The sequence below is a fragment of the Anabaena sp. UHCC 0451 genome, assembly GCF_034931405.1.
Lineage (GTDB): Bacteria > Cyanobacteriota > Cyanobacteriia > Cyanobacteriales > Nostocaceae > RDYJ01.
Window position 1 is genome coordinate 17894 of sequence record NZ_JAYGHA010000026.1, and the last position, 26999, is coordinate 44892.

At 35.7% G+C, this 26999-nt stretch carries 30 protein-coding genes and 2 pseudogenes; 17 read left to right on the top strand and 15 right to left on the bottom strand.

The window, feature by feature from the left end; all coding sequences use genetic code 11:
* Positions 1 to 41: 41 nt before the first annotated feature.
* Positions 42 to 155: pseudogene (locus VB694_RS17810) on the bottom strand (ISAs1 family transposase); the annotation flags it as partial.
* Between the two features lie 1945 nt (positions 156 to 2100).
* On the opposite strand from VB694_RS17810, the gene nifB reads away from it, so the two are divergent.
* The 6 genes from nifB (at position 2101) to nifD (ending at position 9149) form a co-directional block, all read left to right on the top strand.
* Positions 2101 to 3540 (top strand): nitrogenase cofactor biosynthesis protein NifB, encoded by a 1440-nt coding sequence (gene nifB, locus VB694_RS17815; RefSeq protein ID WP_323361673.1) that lies wholly within the window; start codon positions 2101 to 2103, stop codon positions 3538 to 3540.
* 88 nt (positions 3541 to 3628) lie between these two features.
* A complete protein-coding gene (locus VB694_RS17820) occupies positions 3629 to 3967 on the top strand; it encodes a 4Fe-4S binding protein (protein WP_323361674.1) in 339 nt (112 codons plus the stop codon).
* Positions 3968 to 4184: 217 nt separating this feature from the next.
* Complete coding sequence (gene nifS / locus VB694_RS17825; RefSeq protein WP_323361739.1) at positions 4185 to 5393, top strand: cysteine desulfurase NifS; 1209 nt, start codon at positions 4185 to 4187, stop codon at positions 5391 to 5393.
* A 202-nt stretch (positions 5394 to 5595) separates the two neighbouring features.
* Complete coding sequence (gene nifU / locus VB694_RS17830) at positions 5596 to 6510, top strand: Fe-S cluster assembly protein NifU (RefSeq protein ID WP_323361675.1); 915 nt, start codon at positions 5596 to 5598, stop codon at positions 6508 to 6510.
* Positions 6511 to 6723: 213 nt separating this feature from the next.
* Positions 6724 to 7608: a nitrogenase iron protein gene (nifH, locus tag VB694_RS17835; protein WP_323361676.1), complete on the top strand. Its 885-nt coding sequence runs from the start codon at positions 6724 to 6726 to the stop codon at positions 7606 to 7608.
* Between the two features lie 146 nt (positions 7609 to 7754).
* On the top strand, positions 7755 to 9149 hold the full coding sequence (nifD, locus tag VB694_RS17840) for a nitrogenase molybdenum-iron protein alpha chain (RefSeq protein ID WP_323361677.1): 1395 nt from the start codon (positions 7755 to 7757) through the stop codon (positions 9147 to 9149).
* A 378-nt stretch (positions 9150 to 9527) separates the two neighbouring features.
* On the opposite strand, the gene VB694_RS17845 is transcribed toward nifD, so the two are convergent.
* From VB694_RS17845 to VB694_RS17855, 3 genes are all read right to left on the bottom strand, one after another.
* Complete coding sequence (locus tag VB694_RS17845) at positions 9528 to 10079, bottom strand: REP-associated tyrosine transposase (RefSeq protein ID WP_323361678.1); 552 nt, start codon at positions 10077 to 10079, stop codon at positions 9528 to 9530.
* A 113-nt stretch (positions 10080 to 10192) separates the two neighbouring features.
* Positions 10193 to 10495, bottom strand: a complete 303-nt coding sequence (locus tag VB694_RS17850) for a TerB family tellurite resistance protein (RefSeq protein WP_323361679.1) — start codon at positions 10493 to 10495, stop codon at positions 10193 to 10195.
* Complete coding sequence (locus tag VB694_RS17855) at positions 10492 to 10842, bottom strand: hypothetical protein (RefSeq protein WP_323361680.1); 351 nt, start codon at positions 10840 to 10842, stop codon at positions 10492 to 10494. The genes VB694_RS17850 and VB694_RS17855 overlap by 4 nt, the downstream gene beginning before the upstream one ends.
* 366 nt (positions 10843 to 11208) lie before the next feature.
* Here VB694_RS17855 and VB694_RS17860 point away from each other — a divergent pair, with 366 nt between their 5' ends.
* The 4 genes from VB694_RS17860 to VB694_RS17875 all read left to right on the top strand — a co-directional run bounded on the left by VB694_RS17860 (position 11209) and on the right by VB694_RS17875 (position 13393).
* A complete protein-coding gene (locus tag VB694_RS17860; protein WP_323361681.1) occupies positions 11209 to 11523 on the top strand; it encodes a hypothetical protein in 315 nt (104 codons plus the stop codon).
* Positions 11498 to 11890: a toxin-antitoxin system TumE family protein gene (locus tag VB694_RS17865; protein ID WP_323361682.1), complete on the top strand. Its 393-nt coding sequence runs from the start codon at positions 11498 to 11500 to the stop codon at positions 11888 to 11890. The genes VB694_RS17860 and VB694_RS17865 overlap by 26 nt, the downstream gene beginning before the upstream one ends.
* A 105-nt stretch (positions 11891 to 11995) precedes the next feature.
* Complete coding sequence (locus VB694_RS17870) at positions 11996 to 12751, top strand: Uma2 family endonuclease (protein WP_323361683.1); 756 nt, start codon at positions 11996 to 11998, stop codon at positions 12749 to 12751.
* 66 nt (positions 12752 to 12817) lie between these two features.
* Positions 12818 to 13393, top strand: a complete 576-nt coding sequence (locus VB694_RS17875) for a Uma2 family endonuclease (protein WP_323361684.1) — start codon at positions 12818 to 12820, stop codon at positions 13391 to 13393.
* Between the two features lie 107 nt (positions 13394 to 13500).
* Here the strand turns inward: VB694_RS17875 and VB694_RS17880 are convergent, their stop codons facing one another.
* Together VB694_RS17880 and VB694_RS17885 are read right to left on the bottom strand one after the other, a co-directional pair.
* Complete coding sequence (locus tag VB694_RS17880) at positions 13501 to 14016, bottom strand: peptidylprolyl isomerase (protein WP_323361685.1); 516 nt, start codon at positions 14014 to 14016, stop codon at positions 13501 to 13503.
* A gap of 155 nt (positions 14017 to 14171) precedes the next feature.
* Positions 14172 to 14750, bottom strand: coding sequence for a hypothetical protein (locus VB694_RS17885; RefSeq protein WP_323361686.1), 579 nt, complete (start codon positions 14748 to 14750; stop codon positions 14172 to 14174).
* Positions 14751 to 14964: 214 nt separating this feature from the next.
* Here VB694_RS17885 and VB694_RS17890 point away from each other — a divergent pair, with 214 nt between their 5' ends.
* Both VB694_RS17890 and VB694_RS17895 read left to right on the top strand, forming a co-directional pair.
* Positions 14965 to 15903: a nucleotidyl transferase AbiEii/AbiGii toxin family protein gene (locus VB694_RS17890; protein WP_323361687.1), complete on the top strand. Its 939-nt coding sequence runs from the start codon at positions 14965 to 14967 to the stop codon at positions 15901 to 15903.
* Between the two features lie 79 nt (positions 15904 to 15982).
* Entirely contained in the window at positions 15983 to 16111 is a 129-nt protein-coding gene (locus VB694_RS17895) for a hypothetical protein (protein ID WP_323361688.1), read from the top strand.
* A 30-nt stretch (positions 16112 to 16141) separates the two neighbouring features.
* On the opposite strand, the gene VB694_RS17900 is transcribed toward VB694_RS17895, so the two are convergent.
* The 7 genes and pseudogenes from VB694_RS17900 to VB694_RS17930 form a co-directional block, all read right to left on the bottom strand.
* Positions 16142 to 16717 (bottom strand): Uma2 family endonuclease, encoded by a 576-nt coding sequence (locus VB694_RS17900; RefSeq protein WP_323361689.1) that lies wholly within the window; start codon positions 16715 to 16717, stop codon positions 16142 to 16144.
* A 414-nt stretch (positions 16718 to 17131) separates the two neighbouring features.
* On the bottom strand, positions 17132 to 17737 hold the full coding sequence (locus VB694_RS17905) for a hypothetical protein (protein ID WP_323361690.1): 606 nt from the start codon (positions 17735 to 17737) through the stop codon (positions 17132 to 17134).
* 296 nt (positions 17738 to 18033) lie between these two features.
* A complete protein-coding gene (locus tag VB694_RS17910) occupies positions 18034 to 18693 on the bottom strand; it encodes a hypothetical protein (RefSeq protein WP_323361691.1) in 660 nt (219 codons plus the stop codon).
* Positions 18694 to 18782: 89 nt separating this feature from the next.
* Positions 18783 to 19073 carry an AAA family ATPase gene (locus VB694_RS17915; protein WP_323361692.1) on the bottom strand — a complete coding sequence of 97 codons (291 nt, stop codon included), beginning with the start codon at positions 19071 to 19073 and terminating at the stop codon, positions 18783 to 18785.
* 11 nt (positions 19074 to 19084) lie between these two features.
* The gene (locus VB694_RS17920) at positions 19085 to 19309 is read right to left on the bottom strand and encodes a hypothetical protein (protein WP_323361693.1); all 225 of its coding nucleotides are present in this window, start codon (positions 19307 to 19309) and stop codon (positions 19085 to 19087) included.
* Entirely contained in the window at positions 19309 to 19596 is a 288-nt protein-coding gene (locus VB694_RS17925) for a type II toxin-antitoxin system HigB family toxin (RefSeq protein WP_323361694.1), read from the bottom strand. The genes VB694_RS17920 and VB694_RS17925 overlap by 1 nt, the downstream gene beginning before the upstream one ends.
* Before the next feature lie 133 nt (positions 19597 to 19729).
* Positions 19730 to 20893 (bottom strand): annotated as a pseudogene (locus VB694_RS17930) (PIN domain-containing protein).
* A 232-nt stretch (positions 20894 to 21125) separates the two neighbouring features.
* Here VB694_RS17930 and VB694_RS17935 point away from each other — a divergent pair.
* Positions 21126 to 21350, top strand: coding sequence for a DUF433 domain-containing protein (locus VB694_RS17935; protein WP_323361695.1), 225 nt, complete (start codon positions 21126 to 21128; stop codon positions 21348 to 21350).
* The gene (locus tag VB694_RS17940; protein WP_323361696.1) at positions 21347 to 21688 is read left to right on the top strand and encodes a DUF5615 family PIN-like protein; all 342 of its coding nucleotides are present in this window, start codon (positions 21347 to 21349) and stop codon (positions 21686 to 21688) included. The genes VB694_RS17935 and VB694_RS17940 overlap by 4 nt, the downstream gene beginning before the upstream one ends.
* Positions 21689 to 21704: 16 nt before the next feature.
* Here VB694_RS17940 and VB694_RS17945 read toward each other — a convergent pair whose 3' ends face one another.
* Positions 21705 to 23006 carry a site-specific integrase gene (locus VB694_RS17945; RefSeq protein ID WP_323361697.1) on the bottom strand — a complete coding sequence of 434 codons (1302 nt, stop codon included), beginning with the start codon at positions 23004 to 23006 and terminating at the stop codon, positions 21705 to 21707.
* 200 nt (positions 23007 to 23206) lie between these two features.
* Here VB694_RS17945 and VB694_RS17950 point away from each other — a divergent pair, with 200 nt between their 5' ends.
* From VB694_RS17950 to VB694_RS17960, 3 genes are read left to right on the top strand one after another with little or no spacing between them, the layout of a single operon-like run.
* Entirely contained in the window at positions 23207 to 24247 is a 1041-nt protein-coding gene (locus VB694_RS17950) for an effector-associated domain EAD1-containing protein (protein WP_323361698.1), read from the top strand.
* Between the two features lie 14 nt (positions 24248 to 24261).
* Positions 24262 to 24690, top strand: a complete 429-nt coding sequence (locus tag VB694_RS17955) for a hypothetical protein (RefSeq protein WP_323361699.1) — start codon at positions 24262 to 24264, stop codon at positions 24688 to 24690.
* A gap of 15 nt (positions 24691 to 24705) precedes the next feature.
* Entirely contained in the window at positions 24706 to 26250 is a 1545-nt protein-coding gene (locus VB694_RS17960; RefSeq protein WP_323361700.1) for an effector-associated domain EAD1-containing protein, read from the top strand.
* Positions 26251 to 26302: 52 nt separating this feature from the next.
* Here the strand turns inward: VB694_RS17960 and VB694_RS17965 are convergent, their stop codons facing one another.
* Positions 26303 to 26935 carry a hypothetical protein gene (locus VB694_RS17965; protein ID WP_323361701.1) on the bottom strand — a complete coding sequence of 211 codons (633 nt, stop codon included), beginning with the start codon at positions 26933 to 26935 and terminating at the stop codon, positions 26303 to 26305.
* Between the last annotated feature and the right edge of the window lie 64 nt (positions 26936 to 26999).

Below are 26999 nucleotides of genomic sequence, written 5' to 3' on the forward strand. Positions count from 1 at the left end.
ATTTCTCAGAACTCCTAAACCAGCTTTAGTTTCAATATATCTTTTAGGCTTAAAATATAATCAGCATTTCCAGCTATGATTTGTTCGGTAATTGATTTTTGTGTCCCCATTGGATCAATAGTGATAATGCAGCCGGATAAGTCTAGCGTTTCTAACGTGAAGTGCATAAGGTTTAGGAGCTTCCAAATAAAAAAACATTCAACCACCTAACGCAAAAAATCTATCAAACCCTCATTCCTCTGCGCTCTCTGCGCCTCTGCGGTTAGTTGATTCGGATAATTTATTTTTTGGAAGTCCCTTACGCAACTGGCACATTGGTATAGTGCGCCAGACTGCATAAATTCTGCAAATAAACGGATTGTTGATATCTGATGCACCCTACAACAGATTTTTGGTGTGACACTTGCGTAAGTCCTACATCTATAAAATTAAGTAATCAATAAGTCTTTTTTTCAACTTAGTGATAATATTGTTTTAGAAGCTAATAATTTTGATTTTTTCTCTATCTTTTGATAGTAGATTTATCCGAGATTTTCACTGGTTTAGTGTATATCAGATATGTAAGATTTTGGACACATCCTATAGGAAGATGACTATAAATAAGAGTCGATTTAAATTAAGCATGGTGTGTCGAATAACTGCTTTCTATGGAGGTTTAGCGGAGCTAAACCTTTTTTTTACATAAATCAGGCAATAAGATTAATGAGCAAAAAATCATCCTTCCTTAAGACTGATTAATTTATCGAATCAAGTATCTAAATTATAAAAATATAATCTACTTCTACCCAAGGCTTGCTCTTTGATCAAGCCTTTTTTCATTATTTTACAGTTACAGTTAAACTTGGGATTATTTTTAAGATCCCATCATCAAGCAATACGTAAGTATTCAGCTATAGCAATCGTTCATCCCCAGATCCCCGACTTCTAAGATCAATTTATCATTTATGGACACAATAAACAAAAGAAGTCGGGGATCTTATCACCTCACCTGAATTCTTACAGCACATAATGTATTAAGCGTATTTTATTCTAAAAAGACTAAAAGAAATGGTGTTGTTTTGGATTAAACGCGAAGCAAGCAGATTTAATTAATTTTTGTCCGAATTTCTTATTCCCCAATTTTGATATTATTTCTCATTCCCGCACGGCTGAAAGAACTCAAAACCCAGAAAAAAACTATCAAAAAATCAACTACTTGCAAATTATCTGCATTAAGAGTTATGCTTTTATTAAAGCTAAAATCATGCTGCAATGTAGGCGAAAAATGAAATTATCATCATTACCTATTGAAAACTTAAAAGAATATAAACTGCATTTTTATCTAAAAAAAAATGATATTCTGTATACAGAATTGAATTTCGCACATAACTGGAGTAGTCAGGTTGATCCTACTCCAGTTTTTCACCTCAAATACCCTGTAAATTAAGACTTTCAGGAGGATTTGAGATAATTTGAGTACATACTTAATATAGCTCAAAATCCCAGCAAATATGGACAAGATCCTGATAAATAAGGGATTTTGAGTGAGTGCAAATAAATCCTGAACCCCGCTTCATAAATACTCGTACCCCAACCTAAAAATACTAGTACCCCTACCCAAAAAAATATTATTTAATTTTTGTAATCCTGGTAAAGATAGGGATTTATAGATTTGAGTACAAACATAATAAATCCAATAAATCCTATCCTGATATAACCAAACACCTATTTAGAAAGTGCTGCTATAAATCATTTATCGCCAATCACTTAACGCTCCTTAACAAATCAAAAGCCAAAAGTGAGTGGAGGGATGAGATAGCACCATGCCTGAAGTGAATAGGAGTCGCGGCTGTACAAACTTAGTCTAGCCAAGACCCACAGTTGACACACACCAGCCGAACCTTGGAGAAATTTTGGATTTTAGATTTTAGATTTTGGATTCAAAGTCTTAATTAATAGACTGTTGCCATCATCTCAAATAACACTAAAATAATCCAAAATTTGTATCATACTCATGCGGGCAAAGTGAGTATCAGACGTGACTTCAGTTCATAGGCATTGGAAGTAGCAACGGCATCTCCCACAGTGGCCATCTAGTCCACCGAACCCTTGCGAAATTCAATGACACTACCGGCTACAGGACTCCTCACCTCCTCCGAACAGGAACCCAATATCATCCAATCCAAATCAGGTGGTTGCGGTTGCGATAGCAGCACAACACCAGAAATGGACGAAAAACTCATAGAACGCATCGCCAAACATCCCTGTTACAGCGAAGAAGCACATCACCATTACGCCCGGATGCACGTTGCAGTTGCACCAGCTTGCAACATTCAATGTAACTATTGTAACCGCAAGTATGACTGTGCAAATGAAAGCCGTCCTGGAGTAGTAAGCGAATTACTCACACCAGAAGAAGCTGCACATAAAGTATTGGTGATTGCTGGAAAAATTCCCCAAATGACAGTTTTGGGAGTTGCTGGACCTGGAGATCCTTTAGCCAATCCAGAAAAAACATTCCGTACCTTTGAGTTGATTGCAGATAAAGCGCCAGATATTAAACTGTGCTTATCTACTAACGGTTTGATGCTCACAGAATATGTCGATCGCATCAAACAATTAAATATAGATCACGTTACTATCACCCTTAACACCATCGACCCAGAAATAGGCGCACAAATCTATTCTTGGGTTCACTATAAACGCAAGCGTTACAGAGGGATTGAAGGGGCGAAGATTCTCCTAGAAAAGCAGTTAGAAGGATTGCAAGCTTTAAAGGAAGCGGATATCTTATGCAAAGTTAATTCGGTGATGATTCCCGGAATTAATGACCAACATTTGGTAGAAGTTAACAAAGCAATTCGTGAAAGAGGTGCATTCCTGCACAACATCATGCCGCTAATTTCTGCACCAGAACATGGAACACATTTCGGTTTAACCGGTCAACGTGGACCCACAGGTAAAGAACTCAAAGAAGTTCAAGATAACTGCTCTGGTAACATGAAAATGATGCGCCACTGTCGTCAGTGTCGAGCAGATGCGGTAGGATTATTAGGAGAAGACCGCAGCCAAGAATTCACCAAAGATAAATTCCTGGAAATGTCTCCAGAATATAACCTGGAAACACGCCAAGAAGTCCATGAAGGAATTGAGAAATTTAGAGAAGAAATTAAACTAGCAAAGGCCAAGGTACAAACTGGCAAGAAAGTTGCTAATAGTCCTAAAATCCTGGTTGCAGTAGCAACTAAAGGTGGTGGATTAGTCAACCAACACTTCGGTCATGTAAAGGAATTTCAAGTCTATGAAGTGGATGGTAATGAAGTAAAATTTGTCAGTCATCGGAAGATTGATCAATATTGTCAAGGTGGATACGGTGAAGAAGCGACCGCAGAAAATATAATGAAAGCGATCGCAGATTGTAAAGCAGTTTTAGTTTCCAAAATAGGTAATTGTCCTAAAGAGAAACTGCACGAAGCTGGCATACAAACTGTTGAAGCTTACGACGTAATTGAAAAAGTTGCTTTAGAGTTTTACGAGCAGTATGTAAAGACTGGGGAATAGGGACTGGGGACTGGGGACTAAGAAAAAAACTTTTCCCAATACCCAGTACCCAACCACTAATCACCAATTCACAAGAAGGCAAATAATTATGGCTTACAAAATTACTAGCCAGTGTATTTCCTGCAAGCTCTGTTTGTCTGTATGTCCCACTGGTGCAGTCAAGATAGTAGATGGTCTACACTTGATCGATTCTGAACTTTGCACAAACTGCAATGGTAGTATTCACACCGTACCTCAATGTAAAGCAGTTTGTCCCACTGCTAATGGTTGCGTGAAACAAGCAAGTGACTATTGGGAAAGTTGGTTTGCTAAATACAATAGTGTGTTATTGAAGTTAACCGATAAACAGGATTATTGGGAACGTTGGTATAACACTTATTCCCAGAAATTCTCTGAACAATTGAAAAAACATCAAGTAGTGGTTTAGGTGAATGGGTATTGGGGATTGGGGATGAGGAAGAGGTAAGTATTCAGTTATAGCAATCGTTCATACCCAAATCCCCGACTTCACCAGATCAATTTATCATTTATGGTCACAATAAACAAAAGAAGTCGGGGATCTTATCGCCTCACCTGAATTCTTACAGGCAGAGTTTTTAGCAATTACCCATTACCCAATAAATAACTAATAACTAATGAGTGAAATGTTAAAGAATTGCATCTATCTTGATAATAACGCTACCACCAAAGTAGATTCTGACGTGGTTGAGGTCATGTTACCTTATCTAACAGACTACTACGCGAATCCTTCTAGTATGCACACCTTTGGTGGACAACTTGGAAAAGATGTAAAAGTAGCTAGAGAACAAGTTGCAGCTTTACTGGGTGCAGATGAGTCAGAAATTGTCTTTACAAGTTGCGGAACTGAAGGTGACAATGCTGCTATTCGTGCTGCATTATTAGCTCAACCAGAAAAACGTCATATCATCACTTCCCAAGTAGAACATCCCGCAGTTTTAAATGTCTGCAAACAATTAGAAACGCAAGGTTATCAAGTTACCTATTTGTCCGTTAATAAGCAGGGACAAATAGACTTGAATGAGTTAGAAGCTGCTCTCACTGGTAACACCGCCTTGGTAACAGTGATGTATGCCAATAACGAAACCGGCACAATTTTTCCCATCGAAGAAATTGGTGCTAGAGTTAAAGAATATGGAGCAATCTTTCACGTCGATGCAGTACAAGCGGTAGGTAAAATACCCTTGAATATGAAGACCAGCACCATAGATATGTTAACTATATCTGGTCACAAAATTCATGCTCCCAAGGGTATTGGTGCTTTGTATATTAGACGTGGTGTTCGATTCCGTCCTTTATTAATTGGTGGACATCAAGAAAGAGGACGCAGAGCAGGTACAGAAAATGTTCCCGGTATTATTGCTTTAGGAAAAGCTGCGGAATTGGAAATGTTCCACTTGGAAGATGCAACTAAGAGAGAAAGAAAGTTGCGCGATTATTTGGAACAATCCTTACTTGCTAAAATTCCCGATTGTGCAGTTAATGGTGATGTCAAAAATAGATTACCAAATACTAGCAATATCGGTTTCAAGTATATTGAAGGTGAAGCAATTCTGTTACTTCTAAATAAGCATGGTATTTGTGCTTCCTCTGGTTCTGCTTGTACTTCAGGTTCTCTTGAACCATCTCACGTTTTACGAGCAATGGGTTTACCCTACACTACTTTACATGGTTCAATTCGTTTCAGTCTTTGTCGCTACACCACCGAAGCTGAAATTGAGCAAGTAATTGCAGTTATGCCAGAAATTGTTGAAAAACTCCGAGCTTTATCTCCCTTCAAAAATGATGATGCCGGTTGGTTACAACAGCAGGAACACACTTTAGTAAATCGGTAAATAGGGAACAGGGAACAGGGAACAGGGAACAGTGAATAGGGAATAGAAATAAAGAATATTTATCTTTATTCTCTCTCCTGACTCCTGACTCCTGACTCCTGACTCCTGACTCCTGACTCCTGATAGCGAAGCGTGGCTTTAGCCATACTCCTGTAACTCCTGAACTCCTGAACTCCTGAACTCCTTTTTCTTAAAAACAACTATGTGGGACTACACTGATAAAGTATTAGAATTGTTTTACGATCCTAAAAACCAAGGCGCAATTGAAGAAACTGGCGAAGCTGGTGTGAAGGTTGCAACTGGTGAAGTCGGAAGTATTGCTTGTGGTGATGCTTTAAGATTACATTTGAAAGTTGAAGTTGCATCTGATAAGATTCTTGATGCTCGGTTTCAAACTTTTGGTTGTACCAGTGCGATCGCTTCTTCCAGTGCTTTGACTGAAATGGTTAAAGGGTTGACTTTAGATGAAGCTTTGAAAGTTACAAATAAGGAAATTGCTGCATATTTAGGTGGTTTACCTGAAGCAAAAATGCACTGTTCAGTTATGGGTCAAGAAGCTTTAGAAGCTGCTATATTTAATTATAGAGGCATTCCTTTAGCCGCCCATGATGACGATGATGAAGGAACTCTAATTTGTACTTGTTTTAGTATTACTGATACTAAGATTAGAAAAGCTGTTGCTCAAAATAATCTTCTCAGTGCCGAACAAGTAACAAATTATGTAAAAGCTGGTGGCGGATGCGGTTCTTGTTTAGCGAAAATTGATGATATAATAAGAGAAGTAAAGCAGGAAACCGCCAAACAAACTCTCAACACCAAAGGCGCGAAAACTACTACAGAAATTCCTAGTTCAATGTTTAATGAAGGGCAACAAAGACCATTAACTAATGTTCAAAAAATTGCCCTGATTCAAAAAGTATTAGATGAAGAAGTCCGACCCGTTTTAATCGCCGACGGGGGAGATGTAGAACTTTATGATGTAGAAGGCGATAAAATTAAAGTTATTCTTAAAGGTGCTTGCGGTTCATGTTCTAGCAGCACAGCCACTTTGAAAGTTGCGATTGAAGCGAGATTACGCGATCGCATCAGCAAAGAAATCATCGTTGAAGCAGTTTAGAAATTAGTCATTAGTCATTGGTCATTAGTAAATGATAAATGACAAACCAGTAATTCTTACAACCCAATAAACACTATGAACACAACCAAATTGTCTGTAGAGCGATCGCCACCATAGCGACGTTCTACACACGCTCACCGCCGTAGAACTTGGCCGTGAGAACCAAAAGACAAAAAACCCCCCCAATCAACCAATTCTAGGAAAACACGAACAATGAGTACCGACGCAAATATTAGACAAATAGCATTCTACGGCAAGGGCGGTATCGGTAAATCTACCACCTCTCAAAACACCCTCGCAGCAATGGCTGAAATGGGTCAACGCATCATGATCGTAGGTTGCGACCCTAAAGCGGACTCTACCCGTTTGATGCTGCACTCCAAGGCTCAAACCACCGTTCTTTCTTTGGCTGCTGAAAGAGGTGCTGTTGAAGATTTAGAACTCCACGAAGTAATGTTGACCGGTTTTCGTGGTGTTAAGTGCGTAGAATCTGGTGGTCCAGAACCCGGTGTAGGTTGTGCAGGTCGTGGTATTATCACCGCTATTAACTTCCTAGAAGAAAACGGTGCTTACACAGATTTAGATTTCGTATCTTACGACGTATTAGGTGACGTTGTATGTGGTGGTTTTGCTATGCCTATCCGTGAAGGTAAAGCACAAGAAATCTACATCGTTACCTCTGGTGAAATGATGGCGATGTACGCTGCAAACAACATCGCTCGTGGTGTACTTAAATATGCTCACTCCGGTGGTGTACGTTTAGGTGGTTTGATCTGTAACAGCCGTAAGGTTGACCGTGAAATCGAGTTGATCGAAACCTTGGCTGAACGTTTGAACACTCAAATGATTCACTTCGTACCCCGCGACAACATCGTTCAACACGCAGAATTGCGTCGGATGACTGTTAACGAATATGCACCTGATAGCGATCAGGGTAATGAATACCGCGCATTAGCTAAGAAGATCATCAACAACAAAAACCTCACCATCCCCACCCCAATTGAAATGGATGAGTTAGAAGCATTGTTGATTGAATTCGGTATTCTTGATGATGACACCAAGCACGCTGAAATCATTGGTCAACCTGCTACTAAGTAGAAATTTATAAGTTAGGTCAAGGAAAAAGGAAAACTCTACATAATTTCCTTTTTACCTTCCTTCCCCCCAACCGGGGACATTAAGTCCCCATTTCCAAAAAACCTCATCCCTATTTTCCGTTCCTTTAGGAGCAAGAGAGACAGAATATGACTCCTCCCGATGACAAGAAGATTGTTGAACAAAGAAAAGAACTCGTTAAAGAAGTTCTTAAAGCTTACCCCGAAAAAGCTGCTAAAAAGCGCGAGAAGCACTTAAACGTATACGAAGAAGGTAAGGCAGATTGTGGTGTTAAATCTAACATCAAATCCCTTCCTGGTGTAATGACCGCTCGTGGTTGTGCTTACGCAGGTTCTAAAGGTGTGGTTTGGGGTCCTATCAAGGACATGATCCACATCAGCCACGGTCCTGTTGGTTGCGGTTACTGGTCTTGGTCTGGTCGTCGTAACTACTACTTAGGTACAACAGGTGTTGATACCTTTGGTACTATGCACTTCACCTCTGACTTCCAAGAACGCGACATCGTGTTTGGTGGAGACAAGAAACTGACCAAGTTAATTGAAGAATTAGATGTATTATTCCCCTTAAATCGTGGGGTTTCTATTCAATCTGAATGTCCTATCGGTCTAATTGGTGATGACATCGAAGCAGTAGCTAAGAAGACATCCAAAACCATCGGTAAGCCAGTTATTCCCGTTCGTTGCGAAGGTTTCCGTGGTGTGTCTCAGTCTTTAGGACACCACATCGCTAACGACATGATTCGTGACTGGGTATTCCCCAGAGCAGACAAGGCTAAGAAAGACGGTACATTGAAGTTTGAAGGAACTCCTTATGATGTAGCCATCATTGGTGACTACAACATCGGTGGTGATGCTTGGGCCAGCCGTATCTTATTAGAAGAAATCGGTTTGCGCGTTGTTGCTCAGTGGTCTGGTGATGGTACAATCAACGAAATGTTGATGACCCCCAACGTGAAGATGAACCTCATCCACTGTTACCGCTCGATGAACTACATCAGCCGTCACATGGAAGAAGCTTATGGTATACCCTGGTTGGAGTATAATTTCTTCGGTCCTACCAAGATTGCAGCTTCCTTACGTGAAATTGCTTCCAAGTTTGACGCAAAGATCCAAGCAAATGCTGAGAAAGTAATTGCTAAGTATCAACCTACCATGGATGCGATCGTTTCTAAATATCGCCCCCGTTTGGAAGGTAAGACTGTAGCAATGATGGTTGGTGGTTTACGTCCTCGTCACGTTGTTCCTGCTTTCCAAGATTTAGGAATGAAGATGATTGGTACTGGTTATGAGTTCGCTCATAATGACGACTACAAACGTACTACCAACTACATCGAAAACGGAACTATCGTTTATGACGACGTTACCGCTTACGAATTTGAAGAATTCATCAAAGCATTGAAGCCAGACTTAGTTGCTTCTGGTGTGAAAGAGAAGTATGTATTCCAAAAAATGGGTCTTCCTTTCCGTCAAATGCACTCTTGGGATTACTCCGAACTTGATTATGTTAGTGGAAAGGTGCGTTAATTTGAGGTTTTTTTGTTGAGGAATTAGGAGAGTTTAATTTTTAGACTAAATGTAATTTATTATGTTTGATAATAACATTGTTTGTGGATAACTGCAAGTAGTAAAGGTCTTATTTTGTCTGGGTTTGAGATGGTTGTGAATTTTTGAATTTTGGTGATTTAGTTAAATGTGATAACTTTTTGTGGGTTGATTTTATAGACTAAATATTAGGGTGCATCAGACAGATAACTTAGTAAAAAAAGATAAATTAAAAATTTGACGCACTGACGCATCCAACAGAAATTGATATACTTCATGCTGGGTAGGGTGCGTCAGACAAATAACTTAGTAAAAAAAAGATAAATTAAAAATCTGACGCACCCTACAAATAGATTTATATTATTCATGTCCAATATTTTCAGGAATATTTAAAGATTCATTTGCACCCCAGTCTTGAGGATAAATTCCTTTTGCAACAAATCGGTGAAAACTAGAAAATTGCCAATTTTGAGGTGATTGGCATAAACCATGTTTTACAGGATTATAATGAATGTAATCACAGTGATTACTAAAATCTTTTTCATTTCTAATTAAATGCTCCCAATAGCGTCTTTGCCATAAATTCTTTTCTTGACGTTTTTCACGAGATAAGCTAATTTCTGTTGAAATTTGTAGTTTATGTCCACAACTTCGAGTAACAAAACTTTTTAAATAACGCCAACGAATGGGATAGTTACTATCACCTTTGGGAAGACTCCAGATACAATGAAAATGATCGGGTAACAGTACAATTGCATCAATAGAAAACGGATATAATTTTTGTGTTCTTTGTAAACCCTTGCGTAAAGTCTCCCGCCCAATATCAGTACATAACCAAGATATTCTTTTATAGGTTACTTGGGTGAAAAAATATGTTGCACCTGGTATCATTATTCGGCGATAGTTCGACATAATTAAAATGAATTGGTGATAAATTATTATATGCCGTAGGGTGCGTCAGATTTTTAATTTATCTTTTTATTTATAGTTTATCGGTCTGACGCACCCTACTACTGAAGCTTGAATTAAGATAACATCAGTTCTGCAACATCTACCTCAGAAAATCCCATTAACTTTCCCACTTGTTTAATATACATTTTTTCCGTTATATGAAAATCACCATCACGCTTTGCAAGTGCGATCAAATCAATTAATAAACCTAAAGCATCATCAGGATATTTAGCTATTATTGAATAATCTACCTCTATTCTCTGAGCAGATAATAAATTTTTGATTTCCTGAATTTCTGCCGATGTTAAATTAGCATTAGTAATAATCGTCTTGAGATATTCTTTCTCTTGAGGCTCAATACTACCATCAACTTTCATTCTAATAGTTCTTTGTTTAAATATTGCTGCTTATCATAAGCTACACCCACATCATAAATCATGGCAATTTGGTTTCGCATAACTGTAATAATTTCTGGAGCAATTGCTAACATTCCTAGACCTGGTACTAAATTAGCTGCTGCTGATATCCCTCCATTGCGTGTTGCATAGCCATTAACAATTGAATTAGCTGACTCTATGGAAGCTCTTTGATGTTGATAAGGATTTTTAGCAAAATAATTACTTCTATCTTGGGCAACCATATCAAAAGAAGCGATGATTTTTTCGCTAACTTGGTTTTGTAGTTCTTGAATAACTTTATTACTTGTATTTTGTTGGTTTATCATGAATATATAAACTGCCATTTGATTTGATTCAGTATAATTTTACAGTATAATTTCACTCAGTGTCAAGATTTGATACTAGCAAATTTATAAACCTGGAGGCATGGTCTACCACTTCCTCTAACATACCTCTAAGATACAAGCTTGGGTTAAGCAACAGCAAAACCCAATATAATTTGAAAAAATAATCAATTACATCCTGTAAATCCTAAAATCCTGGATATCCTGATTCTGACAATTAATGCTACAATAAACAAATAATTACTTGCTATCATATTATGATAATTACTCAAGCACTGAAATTACAACGAAACATCTCAGAGAAGTTATTATTAAGTAAACCAGTACAATTTATTTGAGGTAAACCTTATGCTGCAACTACAAATTAAATCCGATTCTCCTGACCTTGAAATTGTACAAAACCTAGTTAAAGCAGCCATTGAATCAGAGATTAAAAGCCTACAACGCTCAATAGCAAAAACCAACAAATTGTTAATAGAATTTGAAACAAAATATCAAATTTCATCCGAATTTTTCTTAAGTCATTGGACAGCAGAAGACCTGGAAGGGGGGGACGAAGAATATGTCAGTTGGTCTGGAGAGATAAAAATAAAGAAAAAATTAACTAATTCTCTACAAAAGTTAGAAGCGATAGAATATGTTACTCAACAATTACCAATCTAATATCATTTCCATTATTCAAAAATATGTGAATGACGGATGGATTCTATCCTTTAATTTTTCAGTAGATACTAGATCAAATTATGTTGGTTTTATCCAGGGAAATTTAGAATTTTTACAAGGATCACGGCTATTTTTCAAAGAATATGTTGATCTCCAAGAATCAGTGGAAAAACTGTCTTATTCATTCCATTATCAAAATCATGAAAACAACTTAATATTTCGATACGATAATGCAAAACACAAACCTGACTTGGGTTACGCAGATCATAAGCATATTCAAGATCAAATCGTCCCATCTAAAATTCCAGATATTGAGCAAGTAATTTTAGAAATTATCACTGATCACTTAAATAATATAAAATCATAAATAAAATCCTGTAAATTCTAAAATCCTGGATATCTTGATATGGCTTGCGCTACGCTATCTGACAATTAATGCTACAATAAAAAAATAATTACTTGGTATCATATCATGATGATTACTCAAGCACTGGAATTACAACCTAACGCCTTAGAAGATATATCAGAAGATATCATTTTCCCACCCAGTGACCTATATAGTGATGAACCTCCCGTGGAAACAGAACTGCATTTACGTCAAATTATTCTCCTTTTCAAATGTTTAGAATGGTTATGGAAAGAGAGAACTGATTTTTATGCTGTTGGAAACCTGAGTATTTACTATACTCCTCATCAAAAGAAATCAGAAGATGTTAGAGGTCCAGATTTTTTCGTGGTTTTAGGAACAGAACGAAAAACTAGAAAAAGTTGGGTAGTGTGGGAAGAAAATGGCAAATATCCTCATGTCATTGTCGAAATTCTTTCACCAACCACAGCTAAAACTGATAGAGAAACTAAAAAACTACTTTATCAAGATACTTTCCGTACACCTGATTATTTTTGGTTTGATCCTTATACATTAGAATTTACAGGATTTAATTTAATCAGTGGCAAATATCAACCCTTAGAACCTAACGAAAAAGGACATTTATGGAGTGAAGAATTGGGTTTATATTTAGGGATTTATGATGGTTTATTAAGATATTTTACATCATCAGGAGTTTTAGTTCCTACACCAGAAGAAAGCGCAGAGATGGAAGCAACAAGAGCAGAAATTGAAGCTAAAAGAGCAGCAATGGAAGCAGAAAAGGCGAAAATATCCGATAAAAAATCTCAAAGGTTAGCCGCAAAATTGAGAGAGTTAAATATTGATCCAGATTCAATTTAATGAAATATAAAATCAAATTGTGTTTGGTTTAATTACGCCAACTTTGTATATTAGGAGGATGATTTTATGTTAATTATGACAATCAAAGATGTAGAACAAGTCCAAACTGCTTTTAGTGAAGCCGGGTTAGATTATGATGTTGAATTAACAAACGGGAGAATTTCTATTGTGGGTCCATCGGATATTGTATCTAGTGAAATTTCTAGTCGGTTGATAGCTTTTCTCTTTGCTTGGGTAAATCCCCGTCGTTTAGGAAGAGTATTTGATTCTGCTGGTGGTTTTATTTTACCTGATAGCAATCTCACCGCACCAGATGTTTCTTTTGTTCGGGCTGCACGTCTGCGTCAAAGTCCCCGTTATTTTGGTGAACTTGTACCAGATTTAGTAGTAGAAATTAAATCTCAAAGTGATAGAATTAAACCTTTAGTTACTAAAATTCTCAACTTTATAAACTTAGGTGCTGTGATTGGAATTTTAATTGATCCTGATGAGGAAACTGTAACAGTTTATCGTCATCAAGGTGAACCAACTATTTTAAATAATGGCGATATTTTAACTTTACATGAACTTTTTCCCGGTTGGGAATTAGCTGTTTCTGAATTATGGCCTCCTATTTTTACTGAAGAGGAAACTCAAGGTTAGTTTGTTTGATCAGATTAGTTTTTCTGTGGAGTTCTTTAATGAGAAATATGGAATTTTGCCAAAAAATTAGCGGTGTGCGGAGGTTTCTCCGCACTAAATCCTTGATTTTATTCGTGGATAGTCACTTTGATCATTTTAACTGGAGTTTTGGGGCGATCGCCTTGTCCCGTTGGAGTCGTTTCAATGGCTTTCAAAACATCCATCCCTTCAGTAACTCGACCAAAAACAGGATGCTTGGATGGACCGCCACTAAACCAATCTAAATAGGAGTTGTGAACAGTGTTGATGAAAAACTGGCAACTTCCACTATTAGGGGCCCCTGTATTAGCCATAGATAGAGTTCCTGGTTCATTGGAAATTTTCCCGTCTTCAGGATGCTCATCTTGAATGCACCCATCAGGACCATTACCTGTCCCTGCACGAGGAGAGCTAGGATCTTTACTGTGAGGACAACCAAACTGCACCATGAAGTTTTTAATCACACGGTGGAAATGCAGACCATCATAAAAGCCACTTTTAGCCAATTTGATGAAATTTCCCGCCGTTATGGGCATAACATCGGTAAATAGCTCAAGAGTAATAGTACCAAGGGAAGTTTCAAGGGTTGCGGTGGGATTTGCCATGAATATTGAATTACTAATCTGTGCAATGGGTTATTTTGTCGCTTCTAGTTTACCCAAAATATTGAACATAATGTTGACTAAAATCCACAACTTTTCAAACTTACAATTTCCACTTGTGATCAAGAAACTCAAGATGAGGTTGTTTTCTCGGCGTTTTAATCAGGGAAAGCTAAACCAGTTCTGGGATCTCTAATATATAATCCCAGTGTCAAACTCCGCATCACTTCATCCCAAACAGGTATTAATTGTTCCGCTTGATCTGCCCAATAATCAAAGGTAATTAAACATTGAATATTAGAACCTAAACCCACGCAAGTCCGAGAAAAAGCTTCCCTTGGTTCGGCTTGAGTATCAATAAATTTAATTTCACACCACATAATTCGGGCAGTTTGTCGCTTGACGGTAATCACTTCTCCTCTTGCAATCACATCACGGCTATCATCTTCCATGATTTTTTTTAAAGTAGATTTGAGAGGAAATAGAGTCCAATCATTAGGAGGTAAATGATTGTAAGATACCTCTAAACAACAATCATCATCAGGTGGTTTTTTATCCATGAACTTAAATGATTTTTCCTTTGGTTCAGAGATCCAACCGCGAGGAACATTGAAACGCACAGCCCCTCTACCTGCGACAAAAATATTATATTCTGGGGGAGATTCCCAATGATGATCTGGTTTTAATTCCAGAGTTTCTTTAATCCACTGAAAATTGCTTTTTTTACGTTTTGCCATAATCGTAATAAGTCACTAAATTTTATTTTACAGTAATATTTATTTGCTAGAGTCTATTAATTGTAGTATTGTTAGAGAACTCCACAAAATGATTGATCCTAGTAATGAGAGAAGATAACTTCAGTGTGCAGCCGACCTCATGCGTCCAAAATCTATCATTCAACTCACGGAGAACCTAAAGCGTCCATCTGCGTTTGCAATCTCATTGATGAAAATGTTAACCCAATTTGAAAAATTACCCTTTTTGCAAAAATTATGTTGGCAAAGAGAAAATACCGAAAATCTTACTCCTTTAGAAATACTGAGAATATATGAACGCGGGTGGCACTACCGGGGAGTTTTAGGCGACTTGAGCCATACAGAAGCCTTATTTGTGCAACAATTAGCTCAATATTATCATTCATGGTTAGGCGCGAAAATGTTTGAGAGGGAATTTCATCAAAAAATTTTAAATGTTCTTAATCAATTAAAGGCTAATTTTTTATTAGAATGTGGCGCATATTTTGGCGGTGGGACTCTGATTAGTTTAAATCATGGAGAATATAGATTAAGCAAGGATATAGATTTTCTCTGTTCTACTGGTACTGGCTACCGACTACTACGACAAAAAATAGCTGAAAATCAATATAATGCCCTTTTCAACACTCAAAATAATCTCAACCTACCTGGAGAAATTAAAGCTGACCAGTACGGAATAAGATTTGCCATTATAGTTGATGAAACCCTGATTAAATTTGAGATAATTATGGAAGGACGGATTGAATTGGGAGAAGCAAATTATCCCAGTTGGTCGCCTGTCCCATGCTTAAATCAAATTGACAGTTTTGCAGAAAAACTTTTAGCTAATTCTGACAGATGGAATGATTCCTCAGTAGAGTCGAGAGATTTGATTGATTTGGCTATTCAAAGGCTCAATTCTCCCATTCCTCAAGCAGCTATTGAGAAGGCAGAATCAGCTTATCCTGTAATTGAACCTTTAAAAAAAGCGATACTTTTTTTCCAAAATCACCCCAATTATCGAGACAAATGTTTTACGGCTTTGCGAATTGCCGAACCCAGTAAAATTATTGATGGTATTGATTTAATGGCGACTGATTTCGACTTAAAAAAGACACATAGAACCTTTAGCGAATTTCAACAAGACGGGAAATGACAATTAATCGCTTTTCTTCCCGGCGAAAAAAACAGCAGAGTTTCCCCTGATCTGTTGTGGAAGCTTTGAAGTTGTCAATTTGGTAGACAAGGTTTACTCCACAGGAGTTAAACTCACAACTTTAGCGATGGCAGAACTTGAAACACAAATTCACCGCCTCCCCCATGTCAAAAAATGGTTTGTGGAAATTTTTACTAAACCAGCATAGTTATTGGATCATCTTTTTTGTGGAGTTCTCTTATTCAGTTTCCAACCCAACACCATCATAAAGCATTTCAATCGGAAATTCAAATTCAATACTTGATAAAGTGATGATATCTCCAGTAGTGTAAGGATAATAAAGCCACATTCTTCCTTCTCCTCGACAATAACGTTCAACGGATATTTTTTCAGAATCAATCAAGATATATTCTTGTAAACTAGGCATTGTTAAATAATATCTGAATTTTTCCCCTCTATCTTTACTGCTTGTACCAGGAGAAAGAACTTCCACAATTAATTTAGGATTTTGAATAAATTTGCGGGCGTTGAGGTCTTCAGGGTGACAACTAACGATAAGATCAGGATAGAAATATGGGCTTTTAGAGGTAACTTGGACTTTTACATCTGATACATTGACTCGACAACCTCTAGGACGGAGATGAGAGTATAAAGGTCTGTAAAGATTGAGAGCAATATCATTATGGGGAATTGTACCACCAGTCATGGCAAAAACTTCGCCGTTGATATATTCATAGCGAATATCTTGGTTAAGTTCCCATGCGAGATATTCCTCAATGGTCATTTTTTGCGGTTGTTGGGGAATGGCTATCATATCAGGATTTTTTAAGTTTGTTTTGATTATAGCAACTTCCAAAAATATCCATATTGATGATGTCTGCAATTAAATTTGCCTATGTATTTCATTAGACATACGGTAAACAAAAATGTACAGTCGAGAATTGCTTACAAATACTCATCAACAATATTATAAATCCATAATATATTTTAATCGGTTGGATGTGTTAATGATTTCAGCGATTTTGTTTTTGTCAGTAAAGGATATTTCTGCCATGATTTTGGTTAAAATGCGATCGCCTACAATATAACATTTACGCCAATTTACGAGTCATAGGCGATCGCTACTAAGTTACAATAAGTCAGTATAGAAGAAACACCATTACTTACTCAGCTGGAAAGGTGCTGAATTTTTCACCAACCTGTTATTTTTCTGATGAAACAGGTGATTTTAATTTTTGTGGGGCAGGGAGGAATGGTGTACAACAATACGCAATTTACCATTCTTGTCCTTGACGAACTTCCAGGTCTTGTCCACAGTCGTTACTTTACCATTGTTGTCAGTAATTAAGACATTACCCATTGTTGTAGCCACATTACCAACAATGAAGACTCCAGCGTTGCGAATTTCCGCCTTTCGCCATCCTTTGAGAGCAAAGCCGTTATCATTAGGGAAAGACGGATCGCCACCTACGAAATAGGCCAATGCACCTTCGCGTGTGGTGCGGAAAGTCTGTGGTGTCTGTGTCAGAGTCGGCTTGAACAACACTGCTCCGAACTGGTAACCATAGGCTTGATCGATAACCTTTTTAGCCAACGCCTTAGCTGCGGCTTTTCCCTTCTCATCGTGGGTGGTGGAAATTGCAACTAATGCGTCGCCCCAGGCTTTTTGGGCTGCTAGGACTTCAGACTCAGTGATGGTCATATTGACTACTGAAGTGTTGGGGGTTGATGAGGTTTGACCAATAATGATGTTATTAACTTGAGCTTTGGCCATTGATGGAGCAGCAGCTAAGAAGGCAATAGCAGCAGCTGTGACAGAAAGATTAATTTGCATACTTATAGAGAAACCTATCATTAACCAAACTTAATGAACACAGTCAACCAGATTAGATATCTGGTGAAAATTATCGTAGGGACAGTTGATAATTTTGTCTCTACTATATTTATAGATGCCTCTAGATGTTTATTGTTTCAATAAAAGCTATTAAAATGCTACTGATTTTTATAAAATGCTATAACATTTACTTATCATTCATAAGAGATAACTGACGGTTAGTTGTCACATCTCATAGAGAAGGTATCGCTTGTTGGGATCTATGGGTGCGATCGCTCTCAACTCTATAATATTTCTCATTCAGATAAAATAATTGCAGCTAATCGTTTCTCAACTTCTTGAATATAATCTTTTAAACCCGTATCAACTCCTCTTTCTCGTAGATATTTTAAATTTGTCTCTTCCCAACACTGCTTTTCCCGTTCCATATCATTTCCTGTAAGTTGTTCAACAACTACTTTTACATTTCTCATTCGTTCAGCTTCTTTCTCAGAAGTAGCACGTAATCTGTGAGACTCTATGCAAGGATCAAAACTCAATTTATTTTTGATTTCTTCGAGAATTTGTTCCTCTTGTTGATTAGATGGAATAAACCCATTTAAAACCCATGCTTCACGTTTTGGATCAGCCGCACCAATGATAATTTCTAATTTCGGTGTTTTATTAATATGTTCTGAACGTGCTTGTTCAATTCCTTCTTTACGTTCCGGTTGATTATCTAAATCACGGATAAATATAACAGCTTTAATATGTCGTCTCTTTTGCAGAAAACGTACTAAATTAAGAATCTTGATAGATGCTGCTCCATCAGCTTTTAAAGGCACACCCTTACTATCATGACCGAGAAATCTGGAAGGTTTATATTTTATTTGTGATTTTGCATCATCAATGATTTTGATAATGTCTCTCCAACATGAATATTCTGTTCCTGACTCTAAAACAGTCCACTGAATCATCTAACCAATCGAATTTTTCCTGCAAAACTCGCTCGGCTAATTTAGTCGCTGTTCTAGAATCTGCACCACTTTCAACTATGACAATAAACTCAATCACTGACTTCTCCTTCTACCACCCAATCTTCACCTTCAGCATCCCAAAATTCACCAGTTGTTAAGGTTTCTTTTGCCCATTCTACATCAGGATGTTCATCCAACCGTTTAGCAATTGTGAAACCTGATTTACTGTTATTTAAGATGTGGACTTGAGAAGGAGCAAGTGCATCAATTGTTTTACCAGCACTGTTTTTTCCTACAATTCCATGTAATCGGGAATTATCAAAATTGACTTCTGTAGATTTATGGCTTTTGAAATTATGAAGTATGAGTTTTTCTAGCATATTTTTATAGATCACAATAATTCAGGAATATGTTCATTTTCATAGTTTTCAATTAATGCACCAATGACTTCCATAAGAGATGCGAGAGGATGAGTTTCATCTTCACCAATTTGATCAATAAGAGCATCAAGTATCTCAACTAAGTGTTCATATTCCGCTTCTGTGTGAGGGACAAAAACATTTTCGGTAATGGATGACCAAGCAGTGATAGTTTGATTGATGTTTAAACTTTGCATTATTCTTTCCATTTTCCTTGATCATATTCTGGATGAGTTAACACTGCACGAATATAGATTTTTTGGCGGTTGTAGTGAATTGCAGCAATGAGTCTAATTTTGTTACCACCAATGTTAAATACTGTTAATTTACCAACTTGATCTGCTGATGGAAACATTTCCCGGAGTTCTACAAATGAGGTAAATTCATTTTCCTTTACTAATTGATACCACTGAGATAGAGCATTTTTTGTATCTGAATGGATTTTAGCAAATTCATTCAACCGTTTGCGAGTAATAACGTGCATCTAAAAAACCCTGATATCTTAATAATTCTATCATCTTTCCATATTTAGGATATTTGAGATTTTGGTGCGATCGCTCTTTAGGGTTTGGGAAGTGAGATTACACACACGGTATTTATAATTCTTTTCAAGAATCCTAGTCCTCATAGATCCAATCAGGTTCTACCTCTCCAAAATCAATGACATCAGGTGTTTTCATCTCAATTTCAACATCATTTACCTCAAATTCTGCGCCAATTTTATTCAAATCACCTACAAATGAAACTAAAATATCTACATCCAAATTAGTTTGAATATTGTTACTACTACTCCCCATTGAAACATAATCTCTATCTATAGAATCCCACACAGAAAATGAAAAACTACACTCGATATTGACATCAATGCTCAATTTTGATTCAACTACCAACATATTATCATCTAAGTTCACGGGTCTAAATATTATATTAGGAGGATCAATTAGCATAAATTCAAAGTCATTGAGACTTATTTCTGTTGATTCTAATTCCCAATAAAAGCCAGAATTTGCTTCTGGACTAATATCAATATCACTTATTTTATACTCCAAAGCATTAGTAATAGCTTGTTGTACATTATCAAGCTCACCTTTTTCATACCTTTCTGACAAATATCTACATATATCATCAGCATCTTGAAGTTGGAATAATCCTAGAGCTACAGCAAAATCATCAACATAAATAAGTCTGTCTGAACCCTCACACAAATTTTTCCAATCATTATCAGACGAAACAACACAAATTTTTGTTTTGTTTTTATTAGCCCAGTTTTCTAAAGAAATCAAAGCAATAGCATCAGGAAATTCATTTTTCTTCTTACCTGTTTCTGAAAATGGAGGTTTTGCTTGAAAGTATTTGTCTATTAAATCACCAATCATTACATTGTCTTGAGCATTAATTATCTCTAAAGACGTAGCCTTTTCAAAATTACTGAATCTCTCAAATGTGAATTCTTGTGGTTTATAATCACCAAAAATAGAGTTTTTTATTTTTTCAAGTTCCTCATCCTTAATATGCCAGTGTTACTTTGCTTGCTTGAGAGATTTGTCAATGTTGCTGTGTGCGTCTTTTGCTTTCTCTGTTAGATGTGATATTGTCTCTTTTTTGACAACTTCAGAAAGAATGAATCTTGTAGCACTATCTCGAAATTGTTCTAGTTGCTTAAGTAAACCTGACTCTAACCGCAGCCCCTGAGCATCAAAAATAGATGTATCGAGGGTAATAGCTCCAACTTTACCCGTTCTGACAAGATTTTTAAGTTTGTCTATTTCTCTTAGTTCCATATAGGTAAAATACTGGTAGATATCAATTCAAGAAATCATTATATTATATCACTCTATTTTTAACTCCGTATTTTTCATCCTTATTAATACAATTAAATTTCTATTATTCACCAACTAAATTTAATTACACATTTTAACTTTTTTAAAAAATAATGACAACTTGCCAATAATTATGTAAAATAATATTATTCTTAGCTACTTAACACTAGGTTTATAAAAAGGAAAAACTGTTATGCAAAAGCGGATAACTATTCATCCAGATATTTGCAATGGAAAACCTGTTATTACTAACACTCGAATTTCTGTACAAACAATTATGGAATTTTTAGGTGCAGGAGATTCTATCGAAGAAATTTTGGAAGAATACCCATCTTTAGAAAGAGAAGATATTTATGCTTGTATCCAATTCGCAGCAAAATTGATGGGGAATCATTACGAAGTGAGAAAAATTGCATGAATGGGTTTTTATTTGATGAAAATCTCCCCACTAAAATCCAATTTACTCCATCTTTACCCATCATTCATGTTTCTATTTTAGGGAATAGTCCAAGTGATACCCAAATCTGGGAGTATGCAAAGGAAAAAGAATTGGTGATTGTTACTAAAGATGCAGATTTTTCAGATCGGTTGATGGTTGATTCTTCTCCACCTAAAATAGTGCATCTACGTTTTGGAAATATGCGAAAACGTGAATTTCACTCATTTCTAGCTAAAGTTTGGACAGAGATTGAAATGTTAGTCACTGATCACAAGCTAATCAATGTTTATTCAGATCAAATTGAAGCATTTAAATAGTGTTATGGTGCATTACTTAACTGCGTTTATAAACCATTTCCATCCTCAACTTCTCAACCTCAATCTTCAACCTTTCATTCTCCATTTTTAACCCCGTATTTTCATCCTTAATCAACTCCACCTCATTCCGTTTACTCAAAGCCTGATTAATTGCCAACTTCCGCATATCTAAAGAGAACCAACGTTGATAAGTTTTCGTATGAATCTGCACACTATGACCCAAATTATCCGCCGCAGCTTTAATAGGAACTCCCAAAATATGCGCTCTAATTGCCCAACCATGACGTAAATCATAAGGTTTAAAATCCAAACCAATTTTTCTAAACCACCAACTCACCCTTTGGATTAAAGCCGTGATTTCTGCATGATTATTCTGGTCTTTTTTACTAATGGCTATAGTCAACATTTCTAAATACTTAGGATTCCTTAAATCAAATTCATCAATCCATTCCTTATATAAAGGTAAAGCTTCCCTTTCACCAGTTTTACAATCTTTATCAACCTTCCAAGTTAAATCTATATTTTCATCACTCAACCACCAATCAATATGAGGATTAACAAAAAGCTCACGGGGACGTAAACCAAAAACCGCCAACATTCCATAAGTCCAACGCCAAAGTTGCCAACTATCTTTCACATCTTGATTAACTTGTTTACCTCGATTATTCAGATATTTATCAAACTTGTAAAATCCCGTAACTATTTCCTTATCTGTAGGAATATTTCGAGAATTACTTTCAGGAACTTTAGAATAATTAGTTAAATTAATTTCAATTTTAAAAAGTTGACAAAATACAGAAATAGCTCTCACAGCATTATATTTAGCCCATTCCTTATCTATTTTCTCAATTGCATTAATCAAAACTTCCCCAATTGCCAAATCATCAACTTTTGTATAACGCTTAATTCTAGAAAAATAATAGAAAAAAGTATGTTCACTTTTAGTCGTGCGTTTATGGGTTTTAAAATATTCCTCCTCAAATTTTTCTAATAACTCACCAATAGTTTTTAACTCCTTTTTAATTGCCTCATTTCCCAAATATTTATCATTCCAAACAAAACTTTTTCTAGCAATTAACTTACCCAACTCATAAGCTTCTTCTTCCGCCGTTTTCAAGCCTGGTAAATTTGCCGGAATATTTAAACTGAGATTGTATTGCTTTTTTCCCGTTCCCCTTATATCCACATCTCCCGGTTTAATAGGTAAAGTTGCCCGTAATTGCAGACATCCATTAGATTCTCTAATTGTTACCCTAACCTTCGCAGACTTCAAACGCAGATTTACTTGCTGTATTTCCTGTGTTAAATTTGGATTCATCTTGGTTTTTTTGTAGCGTTCGTGTAGCGTGCTGAAGACATTGGCTTCAAATGTAATTTTCTATTAGCTTATATTTAGCCAAAAAATAAATATGTCTAATGCAAACATAGTTTCTCGCTAACTTTTCTGAACTTTTACCCCAAAAGCAACAATTAAAGCCTATAATTTCTTTTTGATACAGGTTTTTATACAGAAATTCTATGAATCTATCTGGTGCTGAGTTAAAAAAATTAGTGAATGCCATTATTAGTGCTTATCCCACTAAAGAGGATTTAGCAATGATGGTTCAGTTTGAATTAGCAGAAAATTTAGAGGCGATCGCCGGCGGTGGCAATCTTACCCAGTTAGTATTTAATCTAGTCACAAAATGGGCAATTCCTAGAGGCAAAATCTCCCTTCTAATTATAGCAGCTTATGAAACAAATCCGGGTAATCCAGAACTCAAAGAATTTTATGAATCTATGGTTATCAAGAAACGGTTTATTGTAGATTCTGCCATCAAAAAACCAGATTTTGGACCCGATATTAACTGGCGTGGAGAAACCGATGAAATTCAACTCCAAAGTTGGCTACAACCTGAACCAGATTATTGGGATGTAGGATTTTTAAAACGAGCTATCGCCCAATCATCTTCAGTTTGTCGGATTGAAATTCCGTCTCGTAATATTATGGGAACAGGAGTTTTAATTACTCCTAATAAAGTCCTGACTAACTATCATGTTTTAAAATATAGTGAAGAAGATAACCTAGAAAATAATGCTTTAAATGCCATTTTAAAATTTGGCTGCTTAACTTCAGATAATAGAGTAGAAACCCAAGGTAAATCTTTTCAATTAGATAGAGAACACCCAATTTTATGCTCTAGTAAAACAGAAGATTTGGATTATGTTTTATTACAAGTAGAAGCGAAAATTACTCAAGCAACTGACATTAAACCTGCTCGTTGGGATAGTCAAAAATTACCTATAGAAAAGATGGGAATCAGTGTCCTACAACATCCTGAAGGAGACTCAATGAAATTATCAGTTAGTCAAGATGGTATTACAGGAGTTTACCAAAATAGTGGTTTAGTTCAATATGTGAATAAAACCGCTGTAGGATCAAGTGGTTCACCTTGTTTTGATGAAAATTGGTATTTAGTAGCATTACATCATGCCCAAAAAGCGAAAACCTTTGGCTCAATTAGAGAGGGGATTTTATTTGCTAATATATATCAAGAAATTAAAGATTTTTTAAATTAATTTAAGGAGCTACTATGGGACGCAGAATCATTACCAATCAGCTACAATCTAAAGGCGAAGAAGCCAAGTTAGACGGATATTTTGATAAGTTAATTAAATATATTCCCACGGAAATTGTCGGTGCTTGGATTGCGATTACAGGACTAATTAAAGGTGCTAGTAATATACCCATAAATACTATATTATGGATTTTATTCATTATCTTTACTGGACTAACTGCTCTTTATATTCTCAAGCAAACCTTTGAACCAAAAAAGCCCCTAGCGATTAAACAAACGATCATTTCCACTATAGCTTTTATTGTTTGGGTATTGGCATTAGGAGAACCTTTTGATTCTTTGAGTTTTTATAATCCTGTTTATGGATCTATTTTGTTGATTTTGTATAATTTAACTATTCCTTTAATTAATCCTGTTGAAGATATCAAGAAAAAATCAGTTTAATGAGGAGATTGATTTATGAAATTATCATCAGATGCTCGTAAACAACTATTAAAAGTAATTATTGATAGTTATCCAGACATAGCTGATCTGGAGATATTGCTTAGACTTGAATTAGGAGAAAATTTAGATAATATTGCAGGTGGAAGTACCAATAAACAAAAAGTTTTTAAGCTGATTGAATGGGCGGATACTAGAGGAAAATTACAAGATTTACTGAATGCTATTTCTCAAAATCTTCCTGATAATATAGAATTACAAGAAACTCTTAAAATTTTGCTAGAAAAATCTTCTCAAGATAATAAAATAAATCCAGACTATCATCAAGATGATCAAAAAAGTCGAAACAAGAAGAAAATATTTTTATTTCTTAACTTGTTTTTAGGTATATTAATCATCCCCATTGGTATTATTGTGCATAAAAATTTTAATCAACCCCGCTTATCTTGTGATGATACAGAATTACAAAAAAAAGATAATAGTATAAAAATTATTATCTCTAACTTTAATGGTAGTATTTCACCAAGATTAGAAAATTATTTATATCAAAAATTTGATAATCCAGATGATCAACTTACATCCAACGCATCAAAAGTTGTCGTTTGTTTGACTACTAATACAAAACAAAAAATTACCAATAATTTAGAGGCTAGAGAACTTGGTAAACAACTCTTCCCTAAAAAAAGTAGAGATTTAGTATTAATAATTTGGCTAAATGAATCAACATTGACAGGTGGAATAGAATTTATTAATGATAATATGCCAGATATTCCTCTTACTTTTGATTTAGATGTAGAAAATAATACTCGTAAAATTTTAGATAATAAATTTGCTAACAAAGTTTACTTATTTACCAGTTATGGACTAAGCAAAATTTTTTATTATAAACTTAATAAATTGGTACTATCTCAAGAATATCTTCATAATGCTTTAGATAAAACTGTTAATTGTAATATAAAAAAGTCCGAAGAAATAGCTAAAAATCAGGAAATTGCTAGGCTATATTTTGAATTAGGATTATTTTACGAGGATCAAAGATTTACTAATATAGAAGCAGCACTAAAATCTTATGAATGTGGATTAAAGATTGATAATAATGCCAATAACATCCGTTTTCAAATTGCAAATATTTATAATAAAAAAGGAGAGAAATCAAAAGCTAAACTAATATATACAGAATTAACTAATTCTGACAGAGTTCCTAGTGAAATTAAATCTTTATCTTTTGCTCAAATTGGTATCTTATTAGCCAAAGAAAGCAAATGTGAGCAAGCCGAACAAGAGTTCAATAAATCTGTTGCATCTGACTTATCTCTTGGATTAGAAGTAAGAGCATCTACCAGATTTTTTGACTGTAAAAAATTTGAGGGTGCTATTGAAGATTTATACACACTTTGTCCAGAAATTGATCAAGATTGTCAAAATATTCTTATATTATATCATGATAAATTACTTCAGCTTGAACAATCCCAACAATTGTATATAGTAGAAAAACTAAACAAACTAAAACAATCTCAGCCAAAATGGAAACGAATTATTAATGGAATTTTAGAAAATTCATAGGCATTACTGACTCACGATATAAACTAAACATAATTGTTTGGTTAAGAGTTTTTCAACATTTGCATCTTCCGTTGATTCGCAGATGAGGTAGACCATCATTACATTCTTGACCACAACTGGGATCATAATTAATTGATAACTCAAAACTTAATGTATTTGTGTTTGTACTTTCTGTAGTTCTCAAATTACTCATAGGTGCGTTCATTCGCAACCTATCTGATTCTCTTACTGAAGGTTGAGGATAACTAAAATTAATTAATAACCTAAGATATAATTTTTTTATGGGAATAATACCCAAAAGATACTGATTGAGATATTCATATAATCTTTCTACTAATGAATCTCTAACGTCTGTTTTTAAACTATTTGATATATTTCCTGAATTAGCAGAATTGATTAATGCTTTACCTATCGCCACACTATATAATTTTGCTTCTTCATATAAGCGTTGAGATTCTTCCTCAGTAGCAGTATCAGAAATCTCTACAACCTTATATTCTAATTGTAATCCTACCATCTTATTTGAACTATTTAAACGCTCTAACTCGCCTAATATAGCTAATTCTGCCATTCTTAACGCACGATATAAAGCAAATTCAGGAATAGGACTATCATTAGGAGGATTAAGAAGTTCCTTTTCTTGTGCAATCAAACTTTGTTCTAAATTAACTTTTCTTTCAGTCATAATACCCACTCCTCTTAATATAGCTCCGTTACTATAGGACTCATATTTGAATTTTGAAAAAATC

What these genes read in the sequence shown, in the direction of transcription:
- VB694_RS17890 (WP_323361687.1), top strand. Translation starts at nt 14,965, where the DNA reads ATGTTAACCCAATTTGAAAAATTACCCTTTTTGCAAAAATTATGTTGG.
- VB694_RS17820 (WP_323361674.1), top strand. Translation starts at nt 3,629, where the DNA reads ATGGCTTACAAAATTACTAGCCAGTGTATTTCCTGCAAGCTCTGTTTG.
- VB694_RS17925 (WP_323361694.1), bottom strand. Translation starts at nt 19,596, where the DNA reads ATGCACGTTATTACTCGCAAACGGTTGAATGAATTTGCTAAAATCCAT.
- nifS (WP_323361739.1), top strand. Translation starts at nt 4,185, where the DNA reads ATGTTAAAGAATTGCATCTATCTTGATAATAACGCTACCACCAAAGTA.
- VB694_RS17945 (WP_323361697.1), bottom strand. Translation starts at nt 23,006, where the DNA reads ATGAATCCAAATTTAACACAGGAAATACAGCAAGTAAATCTGCGTTTG.
- VB694_RS17850 (WP_323361679.1), bottom strand. Translation starts at nt 10,495, where the DNA reads ATGAAAGTTGATGGTAGTATTGAGCCTCAAGAGAAAGAATATCTCAAG.
- VB694_RS17855 (WP_323361680.1), bottom strand. Translation starts at nt 10,842, where the DNA reads ATGATAAACCAACAAAATACAAGTAATAAAGTTATTCAAGAACTACAA.
- VB694_RS17960 (WP_323361700.1), top strand. Translation starts at nt 24,706, where the DNA reads ATGAAATTATCATCAGATGCTCGTAAACAACTATTAAAAGTAATTATT.
- VB694_RS17940 (WP_323361696.1), top strand. Translation starts at nt 21,347, where the DNA reads ATGAATGGGTTTTTATTTGATGAAAATCTCCCCACTAAAATCCAATTT.
- VB694_RS17885 (WP_323361686.1), bottom strand. Translation starts at nt 14,750, where the DNA reads ATGGCAAAACGTAAAAAAAGCAATTTTCAGTGGATTAAAGAAACTCTG.
- VB694_RS17870 (WP_323361683.1), top strand. Translation starts at nt 11,996, where the DNA reads ATGATGATTACTCAAGCACTGGAATTACAACCTAACGCCTTAGAAGAT.
- VB694_RS17880 (WP_323361685.1), bottom strand. Translation starts at nt 14,016, where the DNA reads ATGGCAAATCCCACCGCAACCCTTGAAACTTCCCTTGGTACTATTACT.
- VB694_RS17915 (WP_323361692.1), bottom strand. Translation starts at nt 19,073, where the DNA reads ATGCTAGAAAAACTCATACTTCATAATTTCAAAAGCCATAAATCTACA.
- VB694_RS17900 (WP_323361689.1), bottom strand. Translation starts at nt 16,717, where the DNA reads ATGATAGCCATTCCCCAACAACCGCAAAAAATGACCATTGAGGAATAT.
- VB694_RS17920 (WP_323361693.1), bottom strand. Translation starts at nt 19,309, where the DNA reads ATGCAAAGTTTAAACATCAATCAAACTATCACTGCTTGGTCATCCATT.
- VB694_RS17865 (WP_323361682.1), top strand. Translation starts at nt 11,498, where the DNA reads ATGTTACTCAACAATTACCAATCTAATATCATTTCCATTATTCAAAAA.
- VB694_RS17845 (WP_323361678.1), bottom strand. Translation starts at nt 10,079, where the DNA reads ATGTCGAACTATCGCCGAATAATGATACCAGGTGCAACATATTTTTTC.
- VB694_RS17965 (WP_323361701.1), bottom strand. Translation starts at nt 26,935, where the DNA reads ATGACTGAAAGAAAAGTTAATTTAGAACAAAGTTTGATTGCACAAGAA.
- VB694_RS17955 (WP_323361699.1), top strand. Translation starts at nt 24,262, where the DNA reads ATGGGACGCAGAATCATTACCAATCAGCTACAATCTAAAGGCGAAGAA.
- VB694_RS17860 (WP_323361681.1), top strand. Translation starts at nt 11,209, where the DNA reads ATGCTGCAACTACAAATTAAATCCGATTCTCCTGACCTTGAAATTGTA.
- VB694_RS17905 (WP_323361690.1), bottom strand. Translation starts at nt 17,737, where the DNA reads ATGCAAATTAATCTTTCTGTCACAGCTGCTGCTATTGCCTTCTTAGCT.
- nifH (WP_323361676.1), top strand. Translation starts at nt 6,724, where the DNA reads ATGAGTACCGACGCAAATATTAGACAAATAGCATTCTACGGCAAGGGC.
- VB694_RS17935 (WP_323361695.1), top strand. Translation starts at nt 21,126, where the DNA reads ATGCAAAAGCGGATAACTATTCATCCAGATATTTGCAATGGAAAACCT.
- VB694_RS17950 (WP_323361698.1), top strand. Translation starts at nt 23,207, where the DNA reads ATGAATCTATCTGGTGCTGAGTTAAAAAAATTAGTGAATGCCATTATT.
- VB694_RS17875 (WP_323361684.1), top strand. Translation starts at nt 12,818, where the DNA reads ATGTTAATTATGACAATCAAAGATGTAGAACAAGTCCAAACTGCTTTT.
- nifU (WP_323361675.1), top strand. Translation starts at nt 5,596, where the DNA reads ATGTGGGACTACACTGATAAAGTATTAGAATTGTTTTACGATCCTAAA.
- nifD (WP_323361677.1), top strand. Translation starts at nt 7,755, where the DNA reads ATGACTCCTCCCGATGACAAGAAGATTGTTGAACAAAGAAAAGAACTC.
- nifB (WP_323361673.1), top strand. Translation starts at nt 2,101, where the DNA reads ATGACACTACCGGCTACAGGACTCCTCACCTCCTCCGAACAGGAACCC.
- VB694_RS17910 (WP_323361691.1), bottom strand. Translation starts at nt 18,693, where the DNA reads ATGATTCAGTGGACTGTTTTAGAGTCAGGAACAGAATATTCATGTTGG.